The following is a 21,422-nucleotide window of genomic DNA, read 5'->3' on the forward strand; positions in this document are numbered from 1 at the left end:
TTGATCCGAAATTCCCTGTTATTCGATAACAGGGAATTTCGCGAGGCATAACAGGGAATTTCGGTCGGTACAGAGAACGTGGTGCCCACGGCACGAGGACCCCGGAAGAAGTCCGGGTGACGATTGAAGAAACCCCAACGATAAGAAAGAGCGGGACCGCCCTGAGGCGCTCCATTCAGCGCGATAATGCGACGGCCTCCGCTTCATTTGAATCGATCGTTGACTGCCTCAGGCAGGCTCCACCAGCAGCACGCTTCCCGAAGCGCCGACGATCCGCACGAATGCGCCAGCCGCAGCGTCCGGACCGCGGGCTTTCCAGGCGCCGTCGCCTATCTTCACCCGGCCTTCGCCCGCGGTGATGGCGTCGCAGACCTCGGCTGTGGTGCCGATCAGGCGCGAGGTGCGGTCGTTGAGCTGCGGATCCTCGGTCGGAACCTCGCTCTGGTGATACCAGCGCCGGCCGAGCCCGACCGCCGCTGCGGTGAACAGGGCGAACAACAGCGCCTGAACCAGCACGGGCAGCCCGGGGACCGCAAGCAGCGCGAAGCCGGTGAGCGCCGCGCCGGCCGCCAGGAAGATCATGAAGAAGCCGGGCGCGATCAGCTCCGCGATCGCCAATGCTAGCGCGGCGGCGAGCCACAGCGCGCCGTGGCTCCAGACGAAACCGAGAAAGGTCATTTCTGGCCTCCCTCGAACGGACCGCGCGGCCGTGCCGGCGGACGCGGCGCCGACGAGTCGCCGTAACCGCCGATCGCTTCACGCGCGAGCTCGCCGATTCCGCCCAGCGTGCCCATCAACTGGGTTGCTTCGACCGGGAACAGGATCGTCTTCGCATTGGGCGAGGTGGCGAACATGCCGATCGCCTCGACATATTTCTGGGCGATGAAATAGTTGATCGCCTGGGTGCTGCCACCCTCGATCGCGTCCGACACCATCTTGGTCGCGGCCGCTTCCGCCTGGGCCGAGCGCTCGCGCGCCTCGGCGTCGCGGAACGCCGCTTCCTTGCGGCCTTCCGCCTCGAGGATCTGCGCCTGTTTCAGGCCCTCGGCGCGGTTGATCTCGTTCTGCCGTGCCGCCTCGGATTCGAGGATGGTCGCGCGCTTCTCGCGCTCGGCCTTCATCTGCCGGGTCATCGCGTTGACGATGTCGGCGGGCGGACGGATGTCCTTCAGCTCGACACGGGTGATCTTCACGCCCCAGGCTTCGGTCGCCTGGTCGACGACCTGGAGCAGCCTCGTGTTGATCTCGTCGCGCTTCGACAGGGTCTCGTCCAGGTCCATCGAGCCCATCACGGTGCGCAGATTGGTGGTCGAGAGCTGCATGATCGCGAGATAGAGATCGCTGACCTCATACGCCGCCTTGGCCGCGTCGAGCACCTGGAAGAACACGACGCCGTCGACCGCGACCATCGCATTGTCCTTGGTGATGATCTCCTGACCCGGAATGTCGAGCACCTGCTCCATCATGTTCACGCGCCGGCCGACCCGGTAGAAAAAGGCCGGGTAGAAGTTGAGCCCGGGCCGCGCGACGGTGGTGAAGCGGCCGAAATGTTCGATCGTGTACTGATAGCCTTGGCGGACGACCTTGATGCTGGTCATGAAATAGAAAATGACGACGACCAGAACCAGGCCGGCAAGTGTGAGAGTCATGGTGTGGAACCCCCGACAAGGGCCGCGAAGGGCGCGGCCGATACACGCAGATTAGCAGATTGGCGGGGCCGTTATAGTGAAATGCGACACGAGCGGCGGGGCCCCTAGCGCACCCGCGGCCCCTTGTTTACATGGACCGCCACGACTCGCTCCCCCGCAGGAAACTGGCACCCATGGACATTCGCCTCGGCCTCACCTTTGACGATGTCCTGCTCGTGCCGGCTGAATCGGACATCGTCCCGAGCCAGACGAACACCGCTACCAGGGTGACGCGCGAGATCACGCTCGACATCCCCATCCTGTCCTCGGCGATGGATACGGTGACCGAGGCCGACATGGCGATCGTCATGGCGCAGCTCGGCGGCATCGGCGTGCTCCACCGCAATCTCGATATCGCCGAACAAGTGGCGGCGGTGCGCGCGGTCAAGCGTTTCGAATCCGGCATGGTGGTCAATCCGATCACCATCACACCAGAGGCGACGCTTGCCGAGGCGCAGGCGCTGATGACTCGCCACAAGATCAGCGGCATTCCGGTCGTCGAGGCAAGCGGCAAGCTCGTCGGCATCCTGACCAACCGCGACGTCCGCTTCGCCGGCAATCCGCGCCAGCCCGTCGCCGAGCTGATGACTCACGAGAATCTCGCGACCGTCGCGCCGGGTGTGAGTCAGGAGGAGGCGCGCCGCCTGCTGCACCAGCGCCGGATCGAGAAGCTGCTCGTGGTGGACGATGCCTATCGCTGCATCGGCCTGATCACCGTCAAGGACATCGAAAAGGCCGTCACCTATCCCAACGCGACGAAGGACGCGACGGGCCGGCTGCGCGTTGCCGCGGCGACGACCGTCGGCGACAAGGGGTTCGAGCGGACCGAGGCGCTGGTCGATGCGGAACTGGATCTTGTCGTCATCGACACCGCGCACGGCCACAACCGCGACGTGGCGCGCGCGGTCGAGCGGGTGAAACGGCTCAGCAACTCGGTCCAGGTCATCGCCGGCAACGTCGCCACGGCGGAGGCGACGCGGGCGCTGATCGATGCGGGTGCCGACGGGATCAAGGTCGGGATCGGCCCGGGATCTATCTGCACCACGCGCGTGGTCGCCGGTGTCGGTGTGCCGCAGCTCACCGCGGTGATGGATTGCGCCGAAATTGGCCTGAAGGCCGGCGTTCCGGTGATCGCCGATGGCGGCTTGCGCACCTCGGGCGATCTCGCCAAGGCGCTCGCGGCGGGTGCGTCGGCTTGCATGATCGGATCGCTGCTCGCCGGCACCGAGGAAGCGCCGGGCGAAAGCTTCCTGTACCAGGGCCGCGCCTATAAATCCTATCGCGGCATGGGCTCGGTCGGCGCCATGGGTCGCGGCTCGGCCGATCGTTATTTCCAGGGCGACATCAAGGATCAGCTCAAGCTGGTGCCCGAGGGGATCGAGGGCCAGGTGGCGTTCAAGGGGCCGGCACGGGATGTGATCCACCAGCTGGTCGGCGGGATTCGTGCTGCCATGGGTTATACCGGCTCAGCGACGATCGAGGACCTGCAGCGGCGCGCGCGGTTCGTCCAGATCACCGGCGCGGGCCTACGCGAGAGCCATGTCCATGATGTGACGATCACGCGCGAGGCACCGAATTACCCGACGCGATAGAACGCCGGCCTTCAGAAACGTCATCCGGATTCGTTCCGGGGCCTACCGTTCCACGCACCAACGGGTTTCGACTCTTGCGGATCAGTGGATGCTGGAACAAGTCCGGCATGACGGTGGTGAGTTGAAGGGTTGTCTAGCCAACCCGCGTCAGCCCTTCGCTATAGGCCTTGCCCTTGTCGACATAATGCTGGGCCGACGCCTTGAGCATCGTCGCGGCATTCTCGTCGAGCGTGCGGATCGCCCTGGCCGGGCTGCCGACGATCAGGCTGTTCGGCTCGAAACTCTTGCCCTCGGTCACCAGCGCGCCCGCGCCGACGATGCAGCCATCGCCGATCACCGCGCGGTTGAGGACGATCGCGCCCATGCCGATCAGCACATTGTTGCCGATGGTGCAGCCGTGGAGGATCGCATGATGGCCGATCGTGCAGTCGGCACCGATCGTCAGCGGTGCGCCGGGATCGGAGTGGCACATCGCGCTTTCCTGGATGTTGCTGCGCGTGCCGACAATGATTGGAGTGTTGTCAGCCCGGATGACCGCGCCGAACCAGACGCTCGATCCATCGGCGAGATGCGCGTCGCCGATCACATCGGCGCTGGGCGCGACCCATACATCGGTTCCGACCACGGGCTGTTTTCCGTCGATGGCGTAGAGCGGCATTGGCGTCCTCCTCGTTTCACCTCGCATAACGTGCGGGGCCAGTGAGGGGGAGGGGATTCAGGCGATGTCGGACCGTCGAGTGCTGAGTCGCTCCCAGAAGCCGATTGGCAATCCTTTCATCTCAATATATCATATATGATGTGAGGTGCATTGGTGCCCGCTCAGGAGGGGAATGCCATGAAAGTTGCGCTGCTGCGCTCGTGCTGTGCTCTTGCCATGCTGTCCGGCGTGGCGATGTCCGGATCGACCCTGGCCGTGTCGCAGCAGGGAACGGTCGCGCCCTGGACCGCCGAGCAGGACCATCGGAACATGATGGACCAGCTTGGCATCAAAGCCCTGCGCCCCGGCCATAGCGGCCAGCCCGACGGACCGAATCCCGCCAATTACGATCCGGCCAGGGCGAATCCCTTTCCCGACTGGCCCGATATCCTCACGCTGAACAATGGCAGGAAGGTCACCACCGCCGATGGCTGGTGGAAGCAGCGCCGGCCCGAGATCGTCGAGGCGTTCGAGCGCGAGGTGGTCGGGCGGATTCCGGCCACCGTGCCCAAGGTGGCCTGGTCGGTCGCGAGCACCGACAATGAGGTCATCGGCGGCAAGCGCATGGTGGCGAAGCAACTGATCGGGCGGGTCGACAACAGCGCGTATCCGGCGATCGAGGTCGGCATCAGGATGACCCTGGTAGTGCCGGCCGAGACGATCAAACCGGTGCCGGTGCTGATCATGTTCGGCGCGGCACGCTATCCGGCGCCGAGCCAGCCGACTGCCGATGAAGCGGCGAGGATCGACGCGGCGATGAAAGCCAGTCTCGTCGGACGCGATCCGTCGCTCGCCGCCGCGTTCCAGGCGCATCCGGGCTTCATCTTCGTCAACCCGCCGAGCTTCTTTCCGGCGCCGCCGAGCGACGAGCGGATCTCCGCGCTGGTCGCGGCCGGCTGGGGCGTCGCGCTGGTCGATACGTCGAGCATCCAGGCTGACAACGGCGCGGGGCTGCGTGGCGGGATCATCGGCCTCACCAACAAGGGTCAGCCGCGCAAGCCCGAGGATTGGGGCGCGCTACGGGCGTGGGGCTGGGGGGCGAGCCGGGCGCTCGATTATCTCGAGACCGTGCCCGCGGTGGATGCCAAGCATGTCGGGATCGAGGGTGTGTCGCGCTACGGCAAGGCGGCGTTGATCACCATGGCGTTCGACCAGCGTTTCGCGATGGTGCTGGTCGGATCGTCGGGCGAGGGTGGGGCCAAGCCGCATCGCCGCGACTTCGGCGAGGCGGTGGAGAACCTCACCGGGACCGGCGGCTATCACTGGATGGCCGGCAACTTCCTGAAATATGGCGCGTCGCAGGCGAGCTTCGGCAGCAGGAACGCGGGCGACATCCCGGTCGATTCCCATCAGCTGATCGCGCTGTGCGCGCCACGGCCGACCTTCATCAGCTATGGCGTGCCGGAGAAGGGCGACGCCAACTGGCTGGACCAGCAGGGGAGTTACATGGCGACCGTCGCGGCGGGGCAGGTCTGGACCCTGCTCGGCGCGAAGGATCTGGGCGTCGGCAACGACTATCGCACCGCGAAGATGCCGCCGGTGCTGACCGACCTGCTTGAGGGGCAGCTTGCCTGGCGCCAGCATGACGGCGGGCACACCGATGCCCCGAACATGAAGTATTTCATCGCCTGGGCCGACCGGCAGATCGGGTGGAAGGCGCCGTAGCGAACGGCGTTATTTCGCTTTCATGGCCTTGTCGATCGCTGCCTGGGCGAGCGGGGCCATCGCCGCGAAAGCCTCCGCATTGGGGTGGACGCCGTCATGGGCGTAACCCGGCTTCATCCCACCTTCCGGGGTCGCGATAGCGGGCCAGTAATCGGCATAGACGATGTGTTTCCGCGCGGCATAGTCCTTGAGCCAGACGTTGAGCGCCTTGATCTTCGGCGCGGGTTTCTGGCTCTTGCGCCACGGGAATTCGATCGCGGGCGGGATCGAGGCGAGGATCACCTTGATGCCATTGGCGTGGGCAATCTCGACCATGCCGGCGACATAGCCTTCGATCTCCTCGGGCGTGGAGGGGCCGGTGTTTTCCGCGACATCGTTGGTGCCGGCCATGATGTGGACGACCGCCGGCTTCAGCGCCACCACGTCGCTGCGGAAGCGAACGAGCATCTGCGGCGTGGTCTGGCCGGAAATGCCGCGGCAGATGAAATGCGCATTGCCCCTGATGAAGGGCTGCTCGGCCCAGCCCTGGGTGATCGAATCGCCCAGGAACACGACGCGCCGCGGATCCGCGGTGGCGAGCAGCGGCGTATTGGCCTCGCGGTAGCGGTTGATGAACGCCCAGTCGCCCTTCTCGCCCTGACCGATCGGGGGCCTGGCGACCGGCGCGGGTGCCGTCTGCGCCGAGAGCTGGGCGACCGACAGCGCGATCGCGGCGATCAGGCTGACGGTGACGAGGGCCCGCATGCATCTCTCCCGTTCGAGGTTCAATGCTGAAACCTATCGGGATCGGCTCCCCGATGCACGCGGGAAGCGGGGTCAGGCGAGTGCCGCGATCTCCGGGCGGATCATCGACCGCAGCATGATTCGGCAGGATCGCACCGCGACCCGCAGCGCCGCGGCAAGATCGGGGCGGAGTTGATCGGTCGGCGGCGTGACATCGTCGCCCTCGAGCAGATCGAGCAAGCGGTGCTCGTCGCCGGTGATCGCGCTGTCCGAGGGGGATCCGGCATCGAAGCGGCGCCGGGACGCAGCCTCGAACAAGGTCAAAAGGCCATCGAGCACTGGGGCGAGCAAGCCATAGCCCCGAGTCTCGAGCGGCGCGTACAAAGCGGGCTGGATCGAGTTCCCCGTGTCGCGCGCAATGCGCCAGCTTCGTACGGCCTCAAGAATCGCCGCTGTCATGGATGTGGCGGGGGTAGGCACAGCGATAACGGGGCTCATGGTACATCCTTCCTGAGACCCCTTACGTCTTGTCGCTTTTTGCGACTTATTCGCAACTGATAGGCGCGTCGGGTTACAGGAGCAAGACAGGGAGGCGGATTTTCAGCCGTTTCCGGAGGCATTTTGCCGCCGGCCGCCGTCAGCGCGCTGGATAGGGTTTCCAGGCATCGCCCCCGTTCCACCGGCTTAGGCCATAAGCGCGCAGACAGGCCATGGTTGCCGGACTGAAGATTTCCGAATCCTCGTCGGCAACGGCCTCGCAGCTGTTGCCTGCGGCGTCGGCGACCTTGGTCGTCATCCCGGGAAAGGTGCGCGCCGTATCGTAGATCGAGGCCAGTTCCACCTGGTTGAACACGATCGACCTGAGACGGTTGAGGCTGGGCAGCAGCTTTGCGGGCAGGGCGGCGATCGGCTTGGCCACGGGATCGCCGTTGACCAGGACATACATGGTTCCGCCGGCGCCGCGTTCCGCGAGCGCCCTGCCGGCCGCATTCTGCACCTCGGTGACGAACACCGATTTGCGCACGCCGCCATCGAGATAGGGACGGCCGCCGACCGTGACCTGACGGAAGACCACGGGCACCGCGGCCGAGGCCAACAGCGCGCCGACATAGCATTCCTCGCGCTCGGGCTCCTTCAGGTCGCGCGCCATCCGGGTCAGGTCGACCGCATACATCTTCCCGTCGAGCGCATCGACGGTACCGACCAGCAGCGAACGCCCGCTATTCTCGGGCGCGGCGACCTGGTCGATCAGCGGCCGAAGCCGCTCGCGGATATAGAGATTGGCCGGCCCGATATCGGCCATCGAAGCGTGGCTGATGAAGAACAGGCTGCCATGGCGTTTCAGCAATTGCCGTTCGCTGGTGATGGAATAGGCGTCGAGCAGCTTCTGGTCATAATCGCGGCCGAGAAAGGCGAAGGTCGCCTGCAAGGCGCCCGTGCTGACGCCGGTGACCACTTCGAAGCGTGCCGGGCGGGCATTGGCGCCGGTGCCCTTGTCGGACCAGCCCTTCAGGAAGCCGGCGCCGAATGCGCCCCATTGACCGCCCCCCGACAGGATCAGGAACTGCGGCGGCGTTTTAGGGCCATTCGCGCTCGCGGTTATCGGACCGGCGACGGCGTCGGCGAAGACCTGTTCGATCGTGCGATTGTCCCCCGCCGCCCGTAGCTGCGTCTCATCGGCGGGGGTCGCTCCCAGCGGAATGCGGAACCGTTCGATCGAATGGCATCCGTCAAAGGCCAGGGGTTTGTCAGTGGCGCAAGCCGGCAGAAGCAGGAGCGAGACAAGAGCGGAAGCTCGGGTGATCATCGGGTCTCTCCTCATGTCGCATTCCGGCCGAATTGGGCGATGATCAGCGGCGCCAGCCAGGTCCAGAGAAGGGTAATCGCGGTGGCAATGGCGACCGTCTGTTCCGAGGGCTCACCCCTGGGCAGGAACCATCCGCCCAATATCACCACCCAGAGCAGGAAGGATATGACCGCGACGCCGATGGCCACATATTGCGGGTCGCTACCGTCCGCCTTCGCGGTCGTGATGCGGCGGAACAGAATGATCGCGGCCACGCATAGCCACGCGAACCACCAGGTCTTCACCTCCACTGCCTTGAGGAGCGTTACGCCGGCGGGATAGATGGAAACGACTTCGACCGGGAACAACTTGGTCAGCTGGGTCAGATAGGAATCGTTCGGTGGCGTCGCACCACCAGCAGCGGCCTTGAAATTCGGCGATGCAGTATTGATCCTGAGCGTGCTGTGCAGTGCCATGTTACATCTCCCGCCTTGTCCTTCATTACGGGCAGGATGGCTCGGGACGGTATGACGGACGCGTGATGGCCGTCACGGTGGCGCATTTTCATGCAAGCATCTTGCAGGTGCGGCGGATAGCCTCAGCGTGGCAGCGCGAAGGCGGTCAACGCGTCGCTGGTACGCGGGCTGTTGTGGTAGCTGCCGCCGGTCGACACCACCGCGACATATTGCCGGCCATCAGTACCGCGATAGGAGATCGGGGTGGCATGGGCCGAGGCCTCGAGCTTGTGGGTCCAGACCTCCTTGCCGGTCCTGATCTCGAAGGCGCGGAAGCGGGCATCGTCGGTCGAGCCGATGAAGAGCAGGCCGCCTGCCGTGGTGATCGCGCCGCCCGTGCCGTGGCGGCCGGTGTTGCGCAGGCCTTCGGGCAGGTTGTCGGTGACGCCCAATGTGCTCTGCCAGACGATATTGCCGGTCTTGCTGTCGACCGCGCTGAGCTGGCCCCAGGGCGGGCGCTGGCACATCAGGCCGGTGCCGGGCTGCTGGAAGCGACCGCCGACACCGCCCGGCATCCAGGCGACCGGGCCGTCGGTCTTCACCATGGTGGTGACCTGGCCGAAATTGTTGGTGTTGACGAGGATATAGCCCGTCTTCGGATCGAAGGTCGCGCCGCCCCAGTTGGAGCCGCCTTCAGTGCCCGGGAAGACGATCAGCGGACGATCGGGCAGCATGGGCTGATACTGCACGCCCTCCGCCATGTTGTTGCTCTTGATCCAGTTCTCGCACCAGCTCTTCAGCTCAGGCGTGACATCGGCGATGTCCTTTTCGATCGAGAAGGTGGTGCGGGCCAACGGCGGTGTGATCGGGAAGGGCTGGGTGGGGGCCGCAAGCTCGCCGGGCACGGTGCTGGCCGGAACAGGGCGTTCCTCGACCGGATGGATCGGCTTGCCGGTGACCCTGTTCAGCATGAACAGCAGCGCGTTCTTCGCCACGACCGCAACGGCGGGCACGGTCTTGCCGCCGACCTTCGCGTCGAACAGCAGCGGCGCGGATTCGAGATCGATGTCCCAGATGTCGTGATGCACGACCTGGAAGTGCCAGAGATATTTGCCGGTGGCCGCGTCGGCCGCGACGAGCGAAGTGCCGAACAGATTGTCGCCGTGCCGGTCGCCGCCATAACGATCATGCGTCGGTGCGCCGATCGGCAGATAGACGATGCCGCGCTTGGCATCGAGGCTCATGAAGCCCCAGACATTGACGCCCGAGCGCTTCTCCGTGCTGCCCGGCGCCCATGTGTCATACCCAAGCTCGCCCTTGCGGGGCACGGTGTGGAAGGTCCAGACGAGCTTGCCGGTGCGCGCATCCCAGGCGCGGACGTCGCCGCGCGCGCCGAGCGCCGGGTTCTCCTGCACCGAGGAGCCCGTGATGATCAGGTTCCTGAAGACGATCGGCGGAGTCGTCATGCCATATTGCGCCGCCGGCGACCCGTTCATGATCTCGTCGGTCTTCAGATTGACGACGCCATTTTCGCCGAAGCCCGGCGCATAGGCGCCGGTGGCGGCGTCGAGGCCGATCAGCCGGCCGTCGCGCGTGCCGAAGAAGATGCGCGGGCCGGTCTTGCCGTCGCCGGCCCAATATTCGACGCCGCGCAGCGAGGGCTGGCCGGGGCCAGGGATCTCGCGGACCCAGATCTCCTTGCCCGTCGTCGCGTCGAGCGCGGCGACCCGGGAATAGGGTGTGGAGATATACATGCGGTTGCCGACGACCAGCGGGGTCATCTCGGAACCGGCGAATTGCGAGGCACGCTGGGCGCCGGCACCTTCGGCCGCGCGGCGCGCAGCCTCGCCCGTATCGGCTGCAGCCTCGGTATGGGCCGGCTTCATCCGGTAGACCCAGGCGATCTGCAGGTCGTTCACATTGGCGGGCGTGATCTGGGCGAGCGGCGAGTGGCGCATCGCGCCCTTGTCATGGCCGTAGGTGGGCCAGTCGGTGGCGTCCTGCGCAAGCGCCGAGGTGGAAAGCAGGGCGAGGCCCAGGAACCCGATCTTCAGCATGTATCCACCTTGTGGCGCCGAAACGGCGCGGGGGTTCAATAGCATGGAGGCGTTGCCCCCGTAGGGTTGCTTCGTGAAACTTCCCTCATTCCGCGAGAGCCGAAGAGCAAAAAAAGCCCGCCTCCCCGATAGACGGGAAGGCGGGCCATGAGGGGGGTCTCTTAGAACTTCACTTTCAGCGCGACCGTGACGGTACGGCCGAACGGGTTGTGGATCAGGCTGTAGTAGCCGGCGCCGGTATTGTAGAAGGGCGGGTCCTGATCGAAGATGTTGAGGCCGGAGACCGACAGGCGCGAGCCGTTCAGGAAACCGCCCTTGAATTCATAGGCCATGTTCAGGTCGAACGTGGTCTGTGCCTTCACCTTGTCGCCGCCGCCGTTCGGGTTGCCATTGGCGTCCCGCGTCAGCGGTGCGACCGTGCTCGACGACCAGTTGCGGAAGCCGCCGGTATAGTTGGCGAACAGGCGCGCCGAGAAGGCACCGCCGGCCCAGCCAAGATAAGCACGCGCCTTGCGCTTCAGAGACGGGAAGGTGCCGTTGTTGCCCGCGGTGTTGAGCACGCTGTACTTCGGGCCGGAGCCGAACGACTGATCGAACTTGGTGAATTCCGTGCCCGAAAGGCCGATGCTGAACGTGCCGGCATTGTCGGTGCGGTAGTCATAGTCGATCTGATAATCGATGCCGGAGATGTCGAGGTTCAGCCAGTTCGTGTTCAGCGTGTGGAAGATGTAGCTGGTGCACGCCGCGGTCACGTTGGTCTGCGGAATCCCCTGGGTCACCGCCGCGATCTGGGCCGGGGTGGCGCAGCTCGGATAGAAGGTCAGCAGATATTGCGCCGACGCCGTGTTGATCACGTTGGCGAGCTGCGGACCGGTCACGCCGCCGGTGAACTCGGTGTTCCAGTAGGTGAAGGCGGCATGGAGCCCGGGGATGAGCGACGGCTCGACGTCGAAGCCGAGCGACCAGCCGCTGCCTTCCTGCGGACCGGCATTGGGGTCGCCGGTCGTGTTCTGGATGCCCTGCAGCGTGCTGATGTTGCACAGCGCCTGGCCGGCGCAGCCCGGCAGGATCGTGACGACATCGGGATAGGCGGCGGTTGGCACGGAGATGTTGTTGGTCTGCGTGTTCCAGCCTGCGGTACCGAAGGCGCCGAACTTGTCGCCGATGATCGTCAGCGGCGGCGCCACGAACGAGGTCGACCAGTTGCCGCGGAAACGCAGGCCCTGGATCGGTTCGAGGTTGAAGCCGATCTTCGGGTTCGTCGTCTCGCCGAAATCGTCATAGTGATCGTAGCGGCCGGCAAGCGAGATGTCGAAGCGGCGGATGAACGTATCCATCTCCGGCGAAACGATCGGCACGTTCAGCTCGACGAAACCCGAATAGACGGTGCGATCGAACGGGAAGAAGAGCTGCTGCGAGCCGAGCGACGCCGGGCCGCTGTTGTTGGCGCGCGTCACGAGCTGGCTGAGCTGAGTCTTGAGCAGCTCGACACCGAACGCGACCTTGACCGGGCCGGCGGGCAGATCGAACAGGGAGCCGCTCGCGCTGGCACGGATCTGCTGATAGCCGCTGGTGGCACGCAGTCGGTTGGCGTTGTCGAGCAATCGCGCGATCGTCGCCGCCGAGGTGCGGTTGGTCGAACCTGCCGGGCGCCAGACGTCGAGCGCATTGTCGGCGGTCAGCGGCAATTGCGTGACGACGGTGGTCGTGCCGGGGATCGAGATCTGAGTCAGGTTGCCGGCGCCGTTGGTGGTGCCGTTCAGCGCCAGGTTGGCGACGCTGCTGTTGATCCCGCCGGTGGTGTAGGTCGTGCTCTCGTCACGGCCGACGCTGGCGAGGAAGTCCGCATGCCAATCGTCGGTGATCTCATAGGCCGCCGTGAAGTTTGCGTACATCGAATCTGAATCGGAGCGGCCATGGGCCGGGCCGACCAAATCGGTCGCATCCCAGGTGACGGTCTGCTGGTTATAGGCGGGATTGGGCGTCACGCCGTCCGCCAGGAATTCCGAAATCCCGGGCATCTGAACGTAGAAGGGGTTCGCCCGTGCGCCGGTGCGGAAGACGGTCGCCTGAACGGTGCCTGCACCCTGCAGCGTGTCGTTGCGGCGGCGGGCGTAAAGCAGGTCGAGGCCGATCGTCAGGCTGTCGGTAACGTCGAAGCTGACCTTGCCCATCACGCTCTGGCGTTCTTCCTTGCCGACGAGATCGGTCACACCCCAGCTGGTGCAGGGATAGAAGGCCGCACTGTTCCCCAGAGGCGTGCCGGTATAGGGCCCGTAATAGATGCCGCCCGCGCCATTGGGCTGCACGCCGGCCGGCGAGCAGCTGCGGGTCAGGAAGCTGGTGCCGCCCTGCGGGATATGGTTTGGATAAGTGAAATCGCGGTCGGCGTTCCGCAGATTATCCTGATAGCTGTATTGAGCGCCGATCACGGCCCAGCCGCGATCCCAGGTCTGGCCGGCGAGCAGGCCCGCCTGATAGCCGGTGGTGCCGTTACGCAAGGTGACCGAGCCTTCGGCCTGGATGCCGTCGAAACGCTTGCGGGTGATGAAGTTGATGACGCCGGCGACCGCGTCCGACCCGTAGATCGAGGATGCGCCCTCGGCGAGGACCTCGACGCGCTCCAGCATGATGTTGGGCACGATGTTGGGATCGAGGAAAGTGTGGTTGGTGCCGCCCGTCGGGCCGCGATGGCCGTCGATCAGCACCAGGGTGGAGTTGCTGGCGCTGGCGCCGAGCTGGTGGATGCTGGGCTGGTAAAAGGCCGACGTGTTGCCCTGGCCGGTGATGCCGCTGAGCGACGGGACCGAGGCGAGAGCACCGGTGACCGTCTGGGCACCGGTGTCATGCAGCGCCTCTGCGCCGACCGCGACGAGGTTCGAACCGATCGGGGCAACGCCACGGATGCTGGTGCCGGTGACGACGATGTCCTGCTGAGGCTCGGCCGCGCTCTCGTCGTCGGCGGGGAGTGGCGCCGCGGGCGTCATCTGGGTCGCCTCCGCGCCCGGCGCGGTCTGCGCCCAGGCCGGCATGGCGGCGATGCACAGGGCAGTGCCCAGCGCCATCTTCGATCCACCACGGGCGAGATTCATCAATACCTTCGACACATGCATCCCCTACCTGAATTTGCCGGATTCGGCCTCTTTCTCGAATCTTGTATACATCTCGAAAAAGCGGCGTCAACACACGTGTTCGAGCTTTGGGCACGGCGGACGTGGGTGTGCTTTTGGTGTCACAAGGCGCGGGACAAAGTGGAGGAATGCCGCCGTTTTCCGCAGTAAATATGACAAATTATCAATTATATATCGTGAGATTAAGCGGATCGTGCGTCATGTCGGGTTGTCATGCGCGTTTCCCGCAACGGATCGAAAATTCGGCCTCCGGAATCCTTCGGGCGGAGCCTCGGACAACAACATTGACATCGAAAACCGGGTGCCTCATCAAAACATGTATACCGGATGGAGAGGCCGCCGGTGAGCGTTTCGCATCGCCTTGAGGGACCCTTTCTCACGGCGTACTTCACCCGTCACATAGAGGCAGCGATGTCCAGAAAATATCTTCCGCTCGTTCCGGTACTGATCGCCTCGCTTGCCGCTACCGGCGCCGTCCAGGCGCAGCAAGCGGCACCGACCGCAGTTGCGGCGCCGACGGCGAACGACTGGACCACCTGGGGATATGACGAGGAGCGAACCGCGTGGAATCGGGGCGAACGCACGCTCGACAAGAAGAACGTGTCGAAGCTGAAGCTGCAATGGAGCACCAAGCTCTCGACGCCGGTTACCGATGTGGTGTTGTCGACCCTGACCTCGCCGATCATCGCGGCGGGCGTCGCGACGCCGCAGGGCGCGAAGAACATGATCTATCTGCTCGGCGCCGACGACACGCTGTTCGCGCTCGATGCCGATAGCGGGGCGACCCTGTGGCAGAAGGCCTTCCCCAACCCGATCATGGCGAAGAAGAACGCCACCTGGCTTTGCCCCAACACGACGAACGCCACCCCGGTGGTCGACAAGGCCAGAGGGCTGATCTTCTTCATTCCCAGCGATGGCAAGCTGCGCGCGCTGAGCCTGGGCGACGGTGCCGAGAAGATGACGCCGATCGAGATGGTAGCGCCGTTCACCCGCGCCTGGAGCCTCAACCTGATCGACGATATCGTTTACACCACCAGTGGGCGCGCCTGCGGCGAGGTGCAGGATCCGCGATCGGCCATGGCATCGGCGGTCTCGCCGATCGTACGGCGCAATGCCGCAGCGACCGCGTCAGCCGCCCCCCCGGTCATGACCGACCCGTCCGCCGTCACCGCGGTCGACGTGCGCGACCTGGCCAAGCCGGAACTCACCCGTTTCTACACCAGTGGCGGCCGCCCGGCCGGGCCCTGGGGTCGTGGCGGGCTTGCCCGGGGGCCCGGCAACACAGTGATCTTCCAGACTTCCGACGGCGTATACGACCCGCCCGCCGGAAGCTGGGGCGACACGATCATGAAGCTGACCCCAAAGGCGACGCGGGTGGCGGATTCGTTCACGCCGGAGAATTTCAAATACATCTTCGCGCATGATCTGGCGGGCTCGGCCAGCCCGGTGGTATTCCCGTTCGGCGGCAAGACCCTGGTCGCGACCGCGCAGAAAGAGGGAATCCTCTATCTGCTCGACGCCAACGATATGGGCGGCGGCCAGGCCAGGAACCACCAGATGCCGGTCTACAAATCGCCGCAACTCGGCAACGACGCGGCGGCCGGCACCGACCCGAGCCAGGGCGTATGGGGCGCCGTGACGACCTATGAGAATCCCGAGGGCAAACGGTACCTCTATCTGCCGATGTGGGGTCCGCGCTCCAAGTTCGCGCCCGCCTTCAAGAGCGACGCCGGGGAATCGCCCAATGGCAGCATCATGGCGTTCCAGGTGGTGAGCGAGGGCGACAAGATCTCGCTGAGCCCGGAATGGATTTCCGGCAACATGATAATGCCCGACCCGCCGGTGGTGGCGAACGGCGTAGTCTATGCGACCCAGACCGGCGGCCAGGCGATGCAGAACCCGACCCTGCCGGACGGATCGCGCCTGAACAGCGCGACCGCGGCTTCATCCAAATACCGTTCGACGCCGGTGGGCAATATTATCCTCTATGCCTTCGATGCCGAGACGGGAAAGCAGCTCTATTCGAGCAAGGACCTGATCAAGGACTGGACCCATTTCAGCCAGCCGGTCGTGGCGCTGGGCAGGGTGTATCTCGTGTCGCACGATGCGCGGGTCTACGCGCTGGGCGTTCGCAAATAAGCGCGCGGTTCCTGCCGCGGTCGGAAAGAAAGGGCGGGGCCGTGCCGGCGGACCCGCCCGTTCCGTTTCAGGGAGCAGGGGCGGCGGGCGCCGATGCCGCAGCCGCAGCCGCAGCCTTGGGCGCCGCCGGCGCCTCGGCGAAATTCTTCGCGAGATAGTCGATGACGGTCTCCTGCTCTTCGGGCTTCAGCTCGGCACCGCGATCGACCATCAACTGGACCGTGGCGGCCCAGTCGTCCCCACTCTTGCGCTGGGCGAGGACGGTCGCGGGGGTGTGGCAGCCGCTGCAGCGTTGGTTGATGAGATCGAGCGCCGGGCCGGGAGGAGGGACCTGGGCATCGAGCATCGCGACCGGCGGTTGGGCCGACAGGCTGTGGCCCGCCAGAAGCCCTAAGGTCAAAAGGGCAGCACCTGCTGCAAAACCATGCTTGATCCGCATTGTCACATGAACTCCAGTGAGGGACAGCTTCCCGGGGCTCGTCGCCGCGCCTTGCCTCCTAATTATGTATGCAAGATTGCGCAACGCTGAATGGGCGAGGCGTGCTCGGCGCGGGGCCGGAGCGGCGGTCGTCGGGATTTTGCAAGGCTCTTTGCGACACCAGGGCCAGTGCGACCGGTTTGCAAACGGTGCCAAGGCATTGTAATTTTTTGTATACAAGGATTGTGATGCGTATGACGCAACGGTACAGCGATCGAAACGACGCACCTGCCAACCGCGGGTACGCTTGCCGGCCGAGCGGCCGGAGGCCCGAGAGGAACAAGCCTGTGACGATCATCCGCCATGGCGTCGCGCGCAGGCTGGCCGCAGCTATCCCGGCCTTGCTGCTTGCCACGCCCGCGGCGCTGCCGGCCGCCGCCGCTCCGGCCAGGCCGCTCCGCCTCGTGTCGATCGACATGGAGGGCGGAGGCGGCACCCTGTTCGTCACGCCGCAGGGCAAATCGATACTGCTCGATGCGGGGTGGCCAGCCGGCGCCCGCGGTATGCCGGTGGCCCAGTCAAGCGTCAGCCGGGTCGTCGCCGCGGCGAAGGCGCTGGGGATCGGCAGGATCGATTATCTGATCATCACCCATTACCATCTCGACCATGTCGGTGGCGTGCAGGACCTGCTGGCGGCGATGCCGGTCGGTGAGATCATCGACCACGGCCCCAATCGCGAAATGCCGCCGGCGGGCACGATACCTGGCCTCAATGCGACCGCCTCGCTCTATGCACGCTACGAAGCGATGCTCAGCGGACGCAAGCACCGCAGCGTGAAGGCGGGCGACCGCATCACGGTCGGGCCGCTGACGCTCGATATCGTCTCGGCGGATCGCGGCCTGGTGCCGGGTGCGCTCAAGGGCGGGGGCGGGCCGACGCCGGGCTGCGATGCGCCCAGGCTGCCCGATATGGGCAATGGCGGGGAGGAGAATCCACGCTCGATCGGTGTGGTCGCCAGCTATGGCAAGGCGCGGATCGTGAGCCTGGCCGACCTGACCGCCGATGTGGAGATCGGGTTGGTCTGCCCGGTCAACCGGCTTGGGCGCGCCGACCTGCTGGTCGTGTCGCATCATGGATCGCAGCTGAGCACGACGCCGCCGCTGCTGGCGGCGCTTCAGCCGCGCGTCGCGCTGATGGCCAATGGCGCGACCAAGGGCGGCGACGCCCGGGTTTTCCAGACGATCGCGGCGGCGGCGTCGCATCCGGTGGTGTGGCAGTTGCACTATGCGACGAAGAGCCCGGAGGTGAACCGGCCGGCCGAGTTCATTGCCAATCCGGAGGGCGCTGAGGATGGCGGCTTCTCGTTGGACGTGTCCGTGTGGCCCGATCGCCGGATGCGGGTGACCAATCCGCGGACGGGGCATAGTGAGGACTATCCGGCGCTGCGTTGAGGCTTCGCGCAACGAGCTGCCCGATTAGGTTATGGGTTAGCGCCGTGTTGCTGACGCAGGAACTCGCGCGTCCGGAGGCGGATGATCTCGAAGTCGCCGGGCGACAGGATGACAACCACGCCGTCGACGACCATTCCCCGCAGGATCGTGTTCGACAGCGCATCGACCGACTCGATCATGTGCGCCGCGGCACGCATCTCGCTGCCGCCCTTGGTCGGATCCTTGACGCCGCGTGGCGACGGGTCCTTGCGGATCCGTTCGTCTTCCTTCGCGAGACGTGCGCCGGTGACGGGGTCGAAACGGCTCATCGCATGCTCTGCGAGACGCCAGTCCTTGGCGCTTCCGGCCGGTGCCTGGGGGCCGCCCTGGGTAAGGCCCAGCCTGTTGCGCCCCACATCGCCGACATCCGCGGTACGGCCTACCGTGGACGGGATCGTGACCGCACCCAGCGGATTGCGCACGCCTTCCATCACGTTGATCACCATGCCCGCGCCAGCGGACTGAGCGGCCTGGATCGAATGGGCCGGACTGATCTGACCCTGATGGGCCATTTCGAGCATATAGCCGGCGGGGAGCGAGGTATCGCCGCCAAAGGGCACGGTCAGCACGCTCGCCGCCGACCGCGGGGGCGTGATGATTGGTGAGATGTTGGTGATACCGGGAATATCTCCCGATCGCTCATAGGCGCCGATCGTGACGCGGGTATTGGAGGCCTGGTTGAGCGCGAAACCTTCGCCGCTATTCGGGCTGCGCGGATTGTTCGGGCGCTGGATGATCGCGCTGACCGGCGTACCGACATGCTGGCCGACGATGAAGGTCGTCTCTCCGCGCGCGGCATTCTGCACGAGCATCGATCGGATACCCTGTGTGGGATTGCCGGCGGCGCCGGCATAATAAGGCCGGTCGCGCGCGCCGGTGCCGGTGGCCTGGATCGCACCGACGACGCGGGGGTCGCGGTCGCGGTGGAAGAACGCCTGGACCTCGAGCCGGATGACGTTGAGCGCCTGCTGGCTTGAGATGGGCACCAACGAGTCGATCAGCGCGGTGGGGTTGATGGTGGCGCGGATCTCGCCGCTTGGCCCAAGGGTGAGATCGTTGAGCTTGTACTGAAGCTTCCAGACGAGCAGTCGCGCACGGAGCAGCGGCCCCGGCGGACCCTTCTTGAACAGGCCGCGCACGACCGGTTTCAGTTCCCGGACGGCCTTGTCGAGATCGCGTTGCTTCTCCGCGTCGGTGCGTTTGTCGAGGCTCTTCACCGCGCTCTTGGCCTTGCTCACCAGCAATTTGCCGAGCTTCTTGGCCTGGGCGATGATCCAGCCGGCGACGCGGTCGAACGCCTTGAAGACGGGTGCACGGACCTTGGCGATCAGGTTGTTGACGATGGTGGAGACCTTGCCCAACCCGGCGAAGCGGGCGAGGAAGCTGATCACCAGGGTCAGCAGGCCGGCCATGGTCTTCTCGACGCGGTTGGCGGCGGGGCCGACATTGCCGGCGGCAATGGTCGCGATCGAATCGATGAAGCTCGCGGCGACCTGGGCGATCTGCTGCAGCCGTTCGATGAAGAACATGACCGTGTTGTAGATCGAGATGATCGCCTGGATGAGCGCGCCGGCCGGGCTGAGCATCATGGCGAGCTTGGAGATCGCGACCTCGACGATCTTGCCTTTCACGAAGGCCATGACCTGGTCGATGACCATGTCCTTGAGGTTGGTCAGGGACTCGACGATCTGCTGCCATGCCGCCGCCGGCCCTTCCTTGACCAATGTCTTGACCAGCGCGAACCCCTCTTCGAGGCCCTTGACAATTGTCTCGCTGCTCAGGGCGACCAGCCGAGGGCGGAGATGGGCCCAGGTCAGGCCGAGCACCGAGAGCACGAACTTGAGCAACTCGCTCAGCGAGAAGCCCTGCGGGATATAGACTCCGGCACCGCCCATCGCGCCGGTGAGCCAGCCGATCAGCGACGCCTTGAGATGAGTGAGGAACCTGCCGGCGAACTGGGTGAGGCCGAGCTTGCCCGCGCGGACCAGGGTCTGGACGAAGCCGACAGGGTTTTTGAGGATCTTGTTGAAGGCCGCACCGGCCTTGGCGATATAGGGCATCGCGCCGGGGGCGACGACCTCGACAATGATCTTGAGCAGGTCGATGACGGTGCCCAGCGCCCATGAGCCGAAATCGCCCATGAAGTTGCCGAAGACCTTGGCGAGCTTGATGAAGGCGCTGGGCAGCACCACGAAATCCATGATCTCGAGGCCCTTGAGCGCGGCGATGAACCGGCTGGGGATACTGGAGACCAGCGCCTTGATGCCCCCCATCGCACCCTTGAACCAGGCCCAGGCGCGGGGGATCGCCTTGGCGCGCTGGATGTTCGCCCAGAGCTCGTCCTGGCCGACCAGGGTTAGCAAGCCGCCGATCACTGCCTCGGCGGTTGGCTGGACCGCTTCACCCGTCACCGGATCGAAGCCGATCACGACTTTCAGAAGCGGGTAGCCGGCCGACCCTTCCGCGAGCGCCGCCAGGGGGCGCAGCACGGCCTCGCGGACCATGCGGAGGATTTCGCTGAACAGCGACTTGGCGAAGGAGATGATCTTGCTGATCGGGTCAGTGAAGATCGACTTGGCGCGTTCCCACACGCCGCTGAGGTTGAAGATGTCCTTCCAGCTCAGCGATTCGAGGAACTTGTCGATGGCGGCCTTGATCGAGGCGCCGCTGATGCCGAGCGACTTGAGCTGGCCTTCGATCCAGCCCCCGACCTTGTCGAAGATGCCGTAGCTGTCGAGCACGCGGGTGATGACGTTGCCGCCGGGCAGGAACTCGACGATCGCGCGCAGGATGTTGGCGGCGCTCGCCTCGACCGCGCTCATGTTGATCGGGTTCACGCCGATCAGGATGGTGAACATGCGGAACCCGGGAATGGCGTTGGCCGCATCGGCGAAGAAGTTGAGCGCGTCGCTGAGGCCTAGACGGCTGGCCTGACGTTCGGTGCGCTGGCTTATGCGGGTCTCGGCGGCAGGATCAGCCTTGCGCTGGATCGTCTCACCCTGCTGGATGGTGTGGGTCAGCTCGTGCGCGAGCAGCTCCATGCCGCCCTTGCTGTTGGGGTCATAGGCGCCGCCACCGAAGAAGATGTGGTTGCCGAAGGTGAATGCGCGTGCGCCGAGCTTGGCCGAGAGCTTCGCGGCGTTGCCGTCGGTGTGGATGCGCACCCCGGCGAAACTCGCGCGGAAACGGGGTTCGAGCGTTTTGCGTGCCTTGGCGGGCAGCGCGGCACCGCCGGTCGCGGCTTTGCGGACTTCCTTCTCTACGTCCGGATTTGCACCAGCCTTGGCGCTCTTGTTCGCGGCCGGCGCGGCAGCACGGTGAAGCATTGGCGCACTGCGGTGGGTCGCGTCCGGCGCGGGAGCGGGCATCGAGACGACGGCACGGGCGACCCGGTCGGCCTCGACTTCCGCCGCGTCGTTCGGTTGCGAGACGCGCAGCGATGGCTGGATCGTCCGCTTGCTGAGCAGGGTCGAGCGGCTGCCGTCGAGCGCGGAACGGGCGACGGTGGCGCGGGTCGGCTGCGTAGCGCGCACGGTGCTGCGCGATTCTTCGGCCTTCGCCTGGCGCGCGTTTTCGGCCAT

Annotated in this window: 15 protein-coding genes; 4 read left to right on the forward strand and 11 right to left on the reverse strand. The window is 65.4% G+C overall.

Annotated elements, in window-relative coordinates; all coding sequences use genetic code 11:
• Positions 1-228: 228 nt before the first annotated feature.
• A complete protein-coding gene (locus AC1RT8_RS01465; RefSeq protein ID WP_493073715.1) occupies positions 229-678 on the reverse strand; it encodes an NfeD family protein in 450 nt (149 codons plus the stop codon).
• Entirely contained in the window at positions 675-1,649 is a 975-nt protein-coding gene (locus AC1RT8_RS01470; protein WP_493073717.1) for an SPFH domain-containing protein, read from the reverse strand. The genes AC1RT8_RS01465 and AC1RT8_RS01470 overlap by 4 nt, the downstream gene beginning before the upstream one ends.
• 173 nt (positions 1,650-1,822) lie before the next feature.
• On the opposite strand from AC1RT8_RS01470, the gene guaB reads away from it, so the two are divergent.
• The gene (gene guaB, locus AC1RT8_RS01475) at positions 1,823-3,280 is read left to right on the forward strand and encodes an IMP dehydrogenase (RefSeq protein ID WP_493073720.1); all 1,458 of its coding nucleotides are present in this window, start codon (positions 1,823-1,825) and stop codon (positions 3,278-3,280) included.
• Positions 3,281-3,413: 133 nt separating this feature from the next.
• Here the strand turns inward: guaB and AC1RT8_RS01480 are convergent, their stop codons facing one another.
• Positions 3,414-3,938: a gamma carbonic anhydrase family protein gene (locus AC1RT8_RS01480; protein ID WP_493073721.1), complete on the reverse strand. Its 525-nt coding sequence runs from the start codon at positions 3,936-3,938 to the stop codon at positions 3,414-3,416.
• Positions 3,939-4,115: 177 nt separating this feature from the next.
• Here AC1RT8_RS01480 and AC1RT8_RS01485 point away from each other — a divergent pair, with 177 nt between their 5' ends.
• Positions 4,116-5,642: a glucuronyl esterase domain-containing protein gene (locus AC1RT8_RS01485; protein WP_493073723.1), complete on the forward strand. Its 1,527-nt coding sequence runs from the start codon at positions 4,116-4,118 to the stop codon at positions 5,640-5,642.
• Between the two features lie 9 nt (positions 5,643-5,651).
• Here the strand turns inward: AC1RT8_RS01485 and AC1RT8_RS01490 are convergent, their stop codons facing one another.
• From AC1RT8_RS01490 to AC1RT8_RS01515, 6 genes are all read right to left on the reverse strand, one after another.
• Positions 5,652-6,386: a GDSL-type esterase/lipase family protein gene (locus AC1RT8_RS01490; RefSeq protein WP_493073725.1), complete on the reverse strand. Its 735-nt coding sequence runs from the start codon at positions 6,384-6,386 to the stop codon at positions 5,652-5,654.
• Between the two features lie 72 nt (positions 6,387-6,458).
• Complete coding sequence (locus AC1RT8_RS01495) at positions 6,459-6,824, reverse strand: hypothetical protein (RefSeq protein WP_493073727.1); 366 nt, start codon at positions 6,822-6,824, stop codon at positions 6,459-6,461.
• Between the two features lie 178 nt (positions 6,825-7,002).
• Positions 7,003-8,172, reverse strand: a complete 1,170-nt coding sequence (locus AC1RT8_RS01500) for a patatin-like phospholipase family protein (protein WP_493073730.1) — start codon at positions 8,170-8,172, stop codon at positions 7,003-7,005.
• 11 nt (positions 8,173-8,183) lie between these two features.
• Positions 8,184-8,627, reverse strand: a complete 444-nt coding sequence (locus tag AC1RT8_RS01505; RefSeq protein ID WP_493073732.1) for a hypothetical protein — start codon at positions 8,625-8,627, stop codon at positions 8,184-8,186.
• A gap of 122 nt (positions 8,628-8,749) precedes the next feature.
• Complete coding sequence (locus AC1RT8_RS01510; protein ID WP_493073736.1) at positions 8,750-10,663, reverse strand: pyrroloquinoline quinone-dependent dehydrogenase; 1,914 nt, start codon at positions 10,661-10,663, stop codon at positions 8,750-8,752.
• A 161-nt stretch (positions 10,664-10,824) separates the two neighbouring features.
• Positions 10,825-13,770 (reverse strand): TonB-dependent receptor domain-containing protein, encoded by a 2,946-nt coding sequence (locus tag AC1RT8_RS01515; RefSeq protein ID WP_493073739.1) that lies wholly within the window; start codon positions 13,768-13,770, stop codon positions 10,825-10,827.
• 435 nt (positions 13,771-14,205) lie between these two features.
• Here AC1RT8_RS01515 and AC1RT8_RS01520 point away from each other — a divergent pair, with 435 nt between their 5' ends.
• On the forward strand, positions 14,206-15,933 hold the full coding sequence (locus AC1RT8_RS01520) for an outer membrane protein assembly factor BamB family protein (protein ID WP_493073743.1): 1,728 nt from the start codon (positions 14,206-14,208) through the stop codon (positions 15,931-15,933).
• 67 nt (positions 15,934-16,000) lie between these two features.
• Here the strand turns inward: AC1RT8_RS01520 and AC1RT8_RS01525 are convergent, their stop codons facing one another.
• Entirely contained in the window at positions 16,001-16,333 is a 333-nt protein-coding gene (locus tag AC1RT8_RS01525; protein ID WP_493073746.1) for a c-type cytochrome, read from the reverse strand.
• Positions 16,334-16,698: 365 nt separating this feature from the next.
• Between AC1RT8_RS01525 and AC1RT8_RS01530 the strand changes: the two genes are divergently transcribed.
• Entirely contained in the window at positions 16,699-17,802 is a 1,104-nt protein-coding gene (locus AC1RT8_RS01530) for a ComEC/Rec2 family competence protein (protein WP_493073752.1), read from the forward strand.
• Between the two features lie 29 nt (positions 17,803-17,831).
• Here the strand turns inward: AC1RT8_RS01530 and AC1RT8_RS01535 are convergent, their stop codons facing one another.
• Positions 17,832-21,422 (reverse strand): eCIS core domain-containing protein, encoded by a 3,591-nt coding sequence (locus AC1RT8_RS01535; protein ID WP_493073756.1) that lies wholly within the window; start codon positions 21,420-21,422, stop codon positions 17,832-17,834.

It is taken from the genome of Sphingomonas sp. GW821-FHT10F11 (genome assembly GCF_058809095.1).

What these genes read in the sequence shown, in the direction of transcription:
- AC1RT8_RS01465 (WP_493073715.1), bottom strand. Translation starts at nt 678, where the DNA reads ATGACCTTTCTCGGTTTCGTCTGGAGCCACGGCGCGCTGTGGCTCGCC.
- AC1RT8_RS01470 (WP_493073717.1), bottom strand. Translation starts at nt 1,649, where the DNA reads ATGACTCTCACACTTGCCGGCCTGGTTCTGGTCGTCGTCATTTTCTAT.
- guaB (WP_493073720.1), top strand. Translation starts at nt 1,823, where the DNA reads ATGGACATTCGCCTCGGCCTCACCTTTGACGATGTCCTGCTCGTGCCG.
- AC1RT8_RS01480 (WP_493073721.1), bottom strand. Translation starts at nt 3,938, where the DNA reads ATGCCGCTCTACGCCATCGACGGAAAACAGCCCGTGGTCGGAACCGAT.
- AC1RT8_RS01485 (WP_493073723.1), top strand. Translation starts at nt 4,116, where the DNA reads ATGAAAGTTGCGCTGCTGCGCTCGTGCTGTGCTCTTGCCATGCTGTCC.
- AC1RT8_RS01490 (WP_493073725.1), bottom strand. Translation starts at nt 6,386, where the DNA reads ATGCGGGCCCTCGTCACCGTCAGCCTGATCGCCGCGATCGCGCTGTCG.
- AC1RT8_RS01495 (WP_493073727.1), bottom strand. Translation starts at nt 6,824, where the DNA reads ATGACAGCGGCGATTCTTGAGGCCGTACGAAGCTGGCGCATTGCGCGC.
- AC1RT8_RS01500 (WP_493073730.1), bottom strand. Translation starts at nt 8,172, where the DNA reads ATGATCACCCGAGCTTCCGCTCTTGTCTCGCTCCTGCTTCTGCCGGCT.
- AC1RT8_RS01505 (WP_493073732.1), bottom strand. Translation starts at nt 8,627, where the DNA reads ATGGCACTGCACAGCACGCTCAGGATCAATACTGCATCGCCGAATTTC.
- AC1RT8_RS01510 (WP_493073736.1), bottom strand. Translation starts at nt 10,663, where the DNA reads ATGCTGAAGATCGGGTTCCTGGGCCTCGCCCTGCTTTCCACCTCGGCG.
- AC1RT8_RS01520 (WP_493073743.1), top strand. Translation starts at nt 14,206, where the DNA reads ATGTCCAGAAAATATCTTCCGCTCGTTCCGGTACTGATCGCCTCGCTT.
- AC1RT8_RS01535 (WP_493073756.1), bottom strand. Translation starts at nt 21,422, where the DNA reads ATGGCCGAAAACGCGCGCCAGGCGAAGGCCGAAGAATCGCGCAGCACC.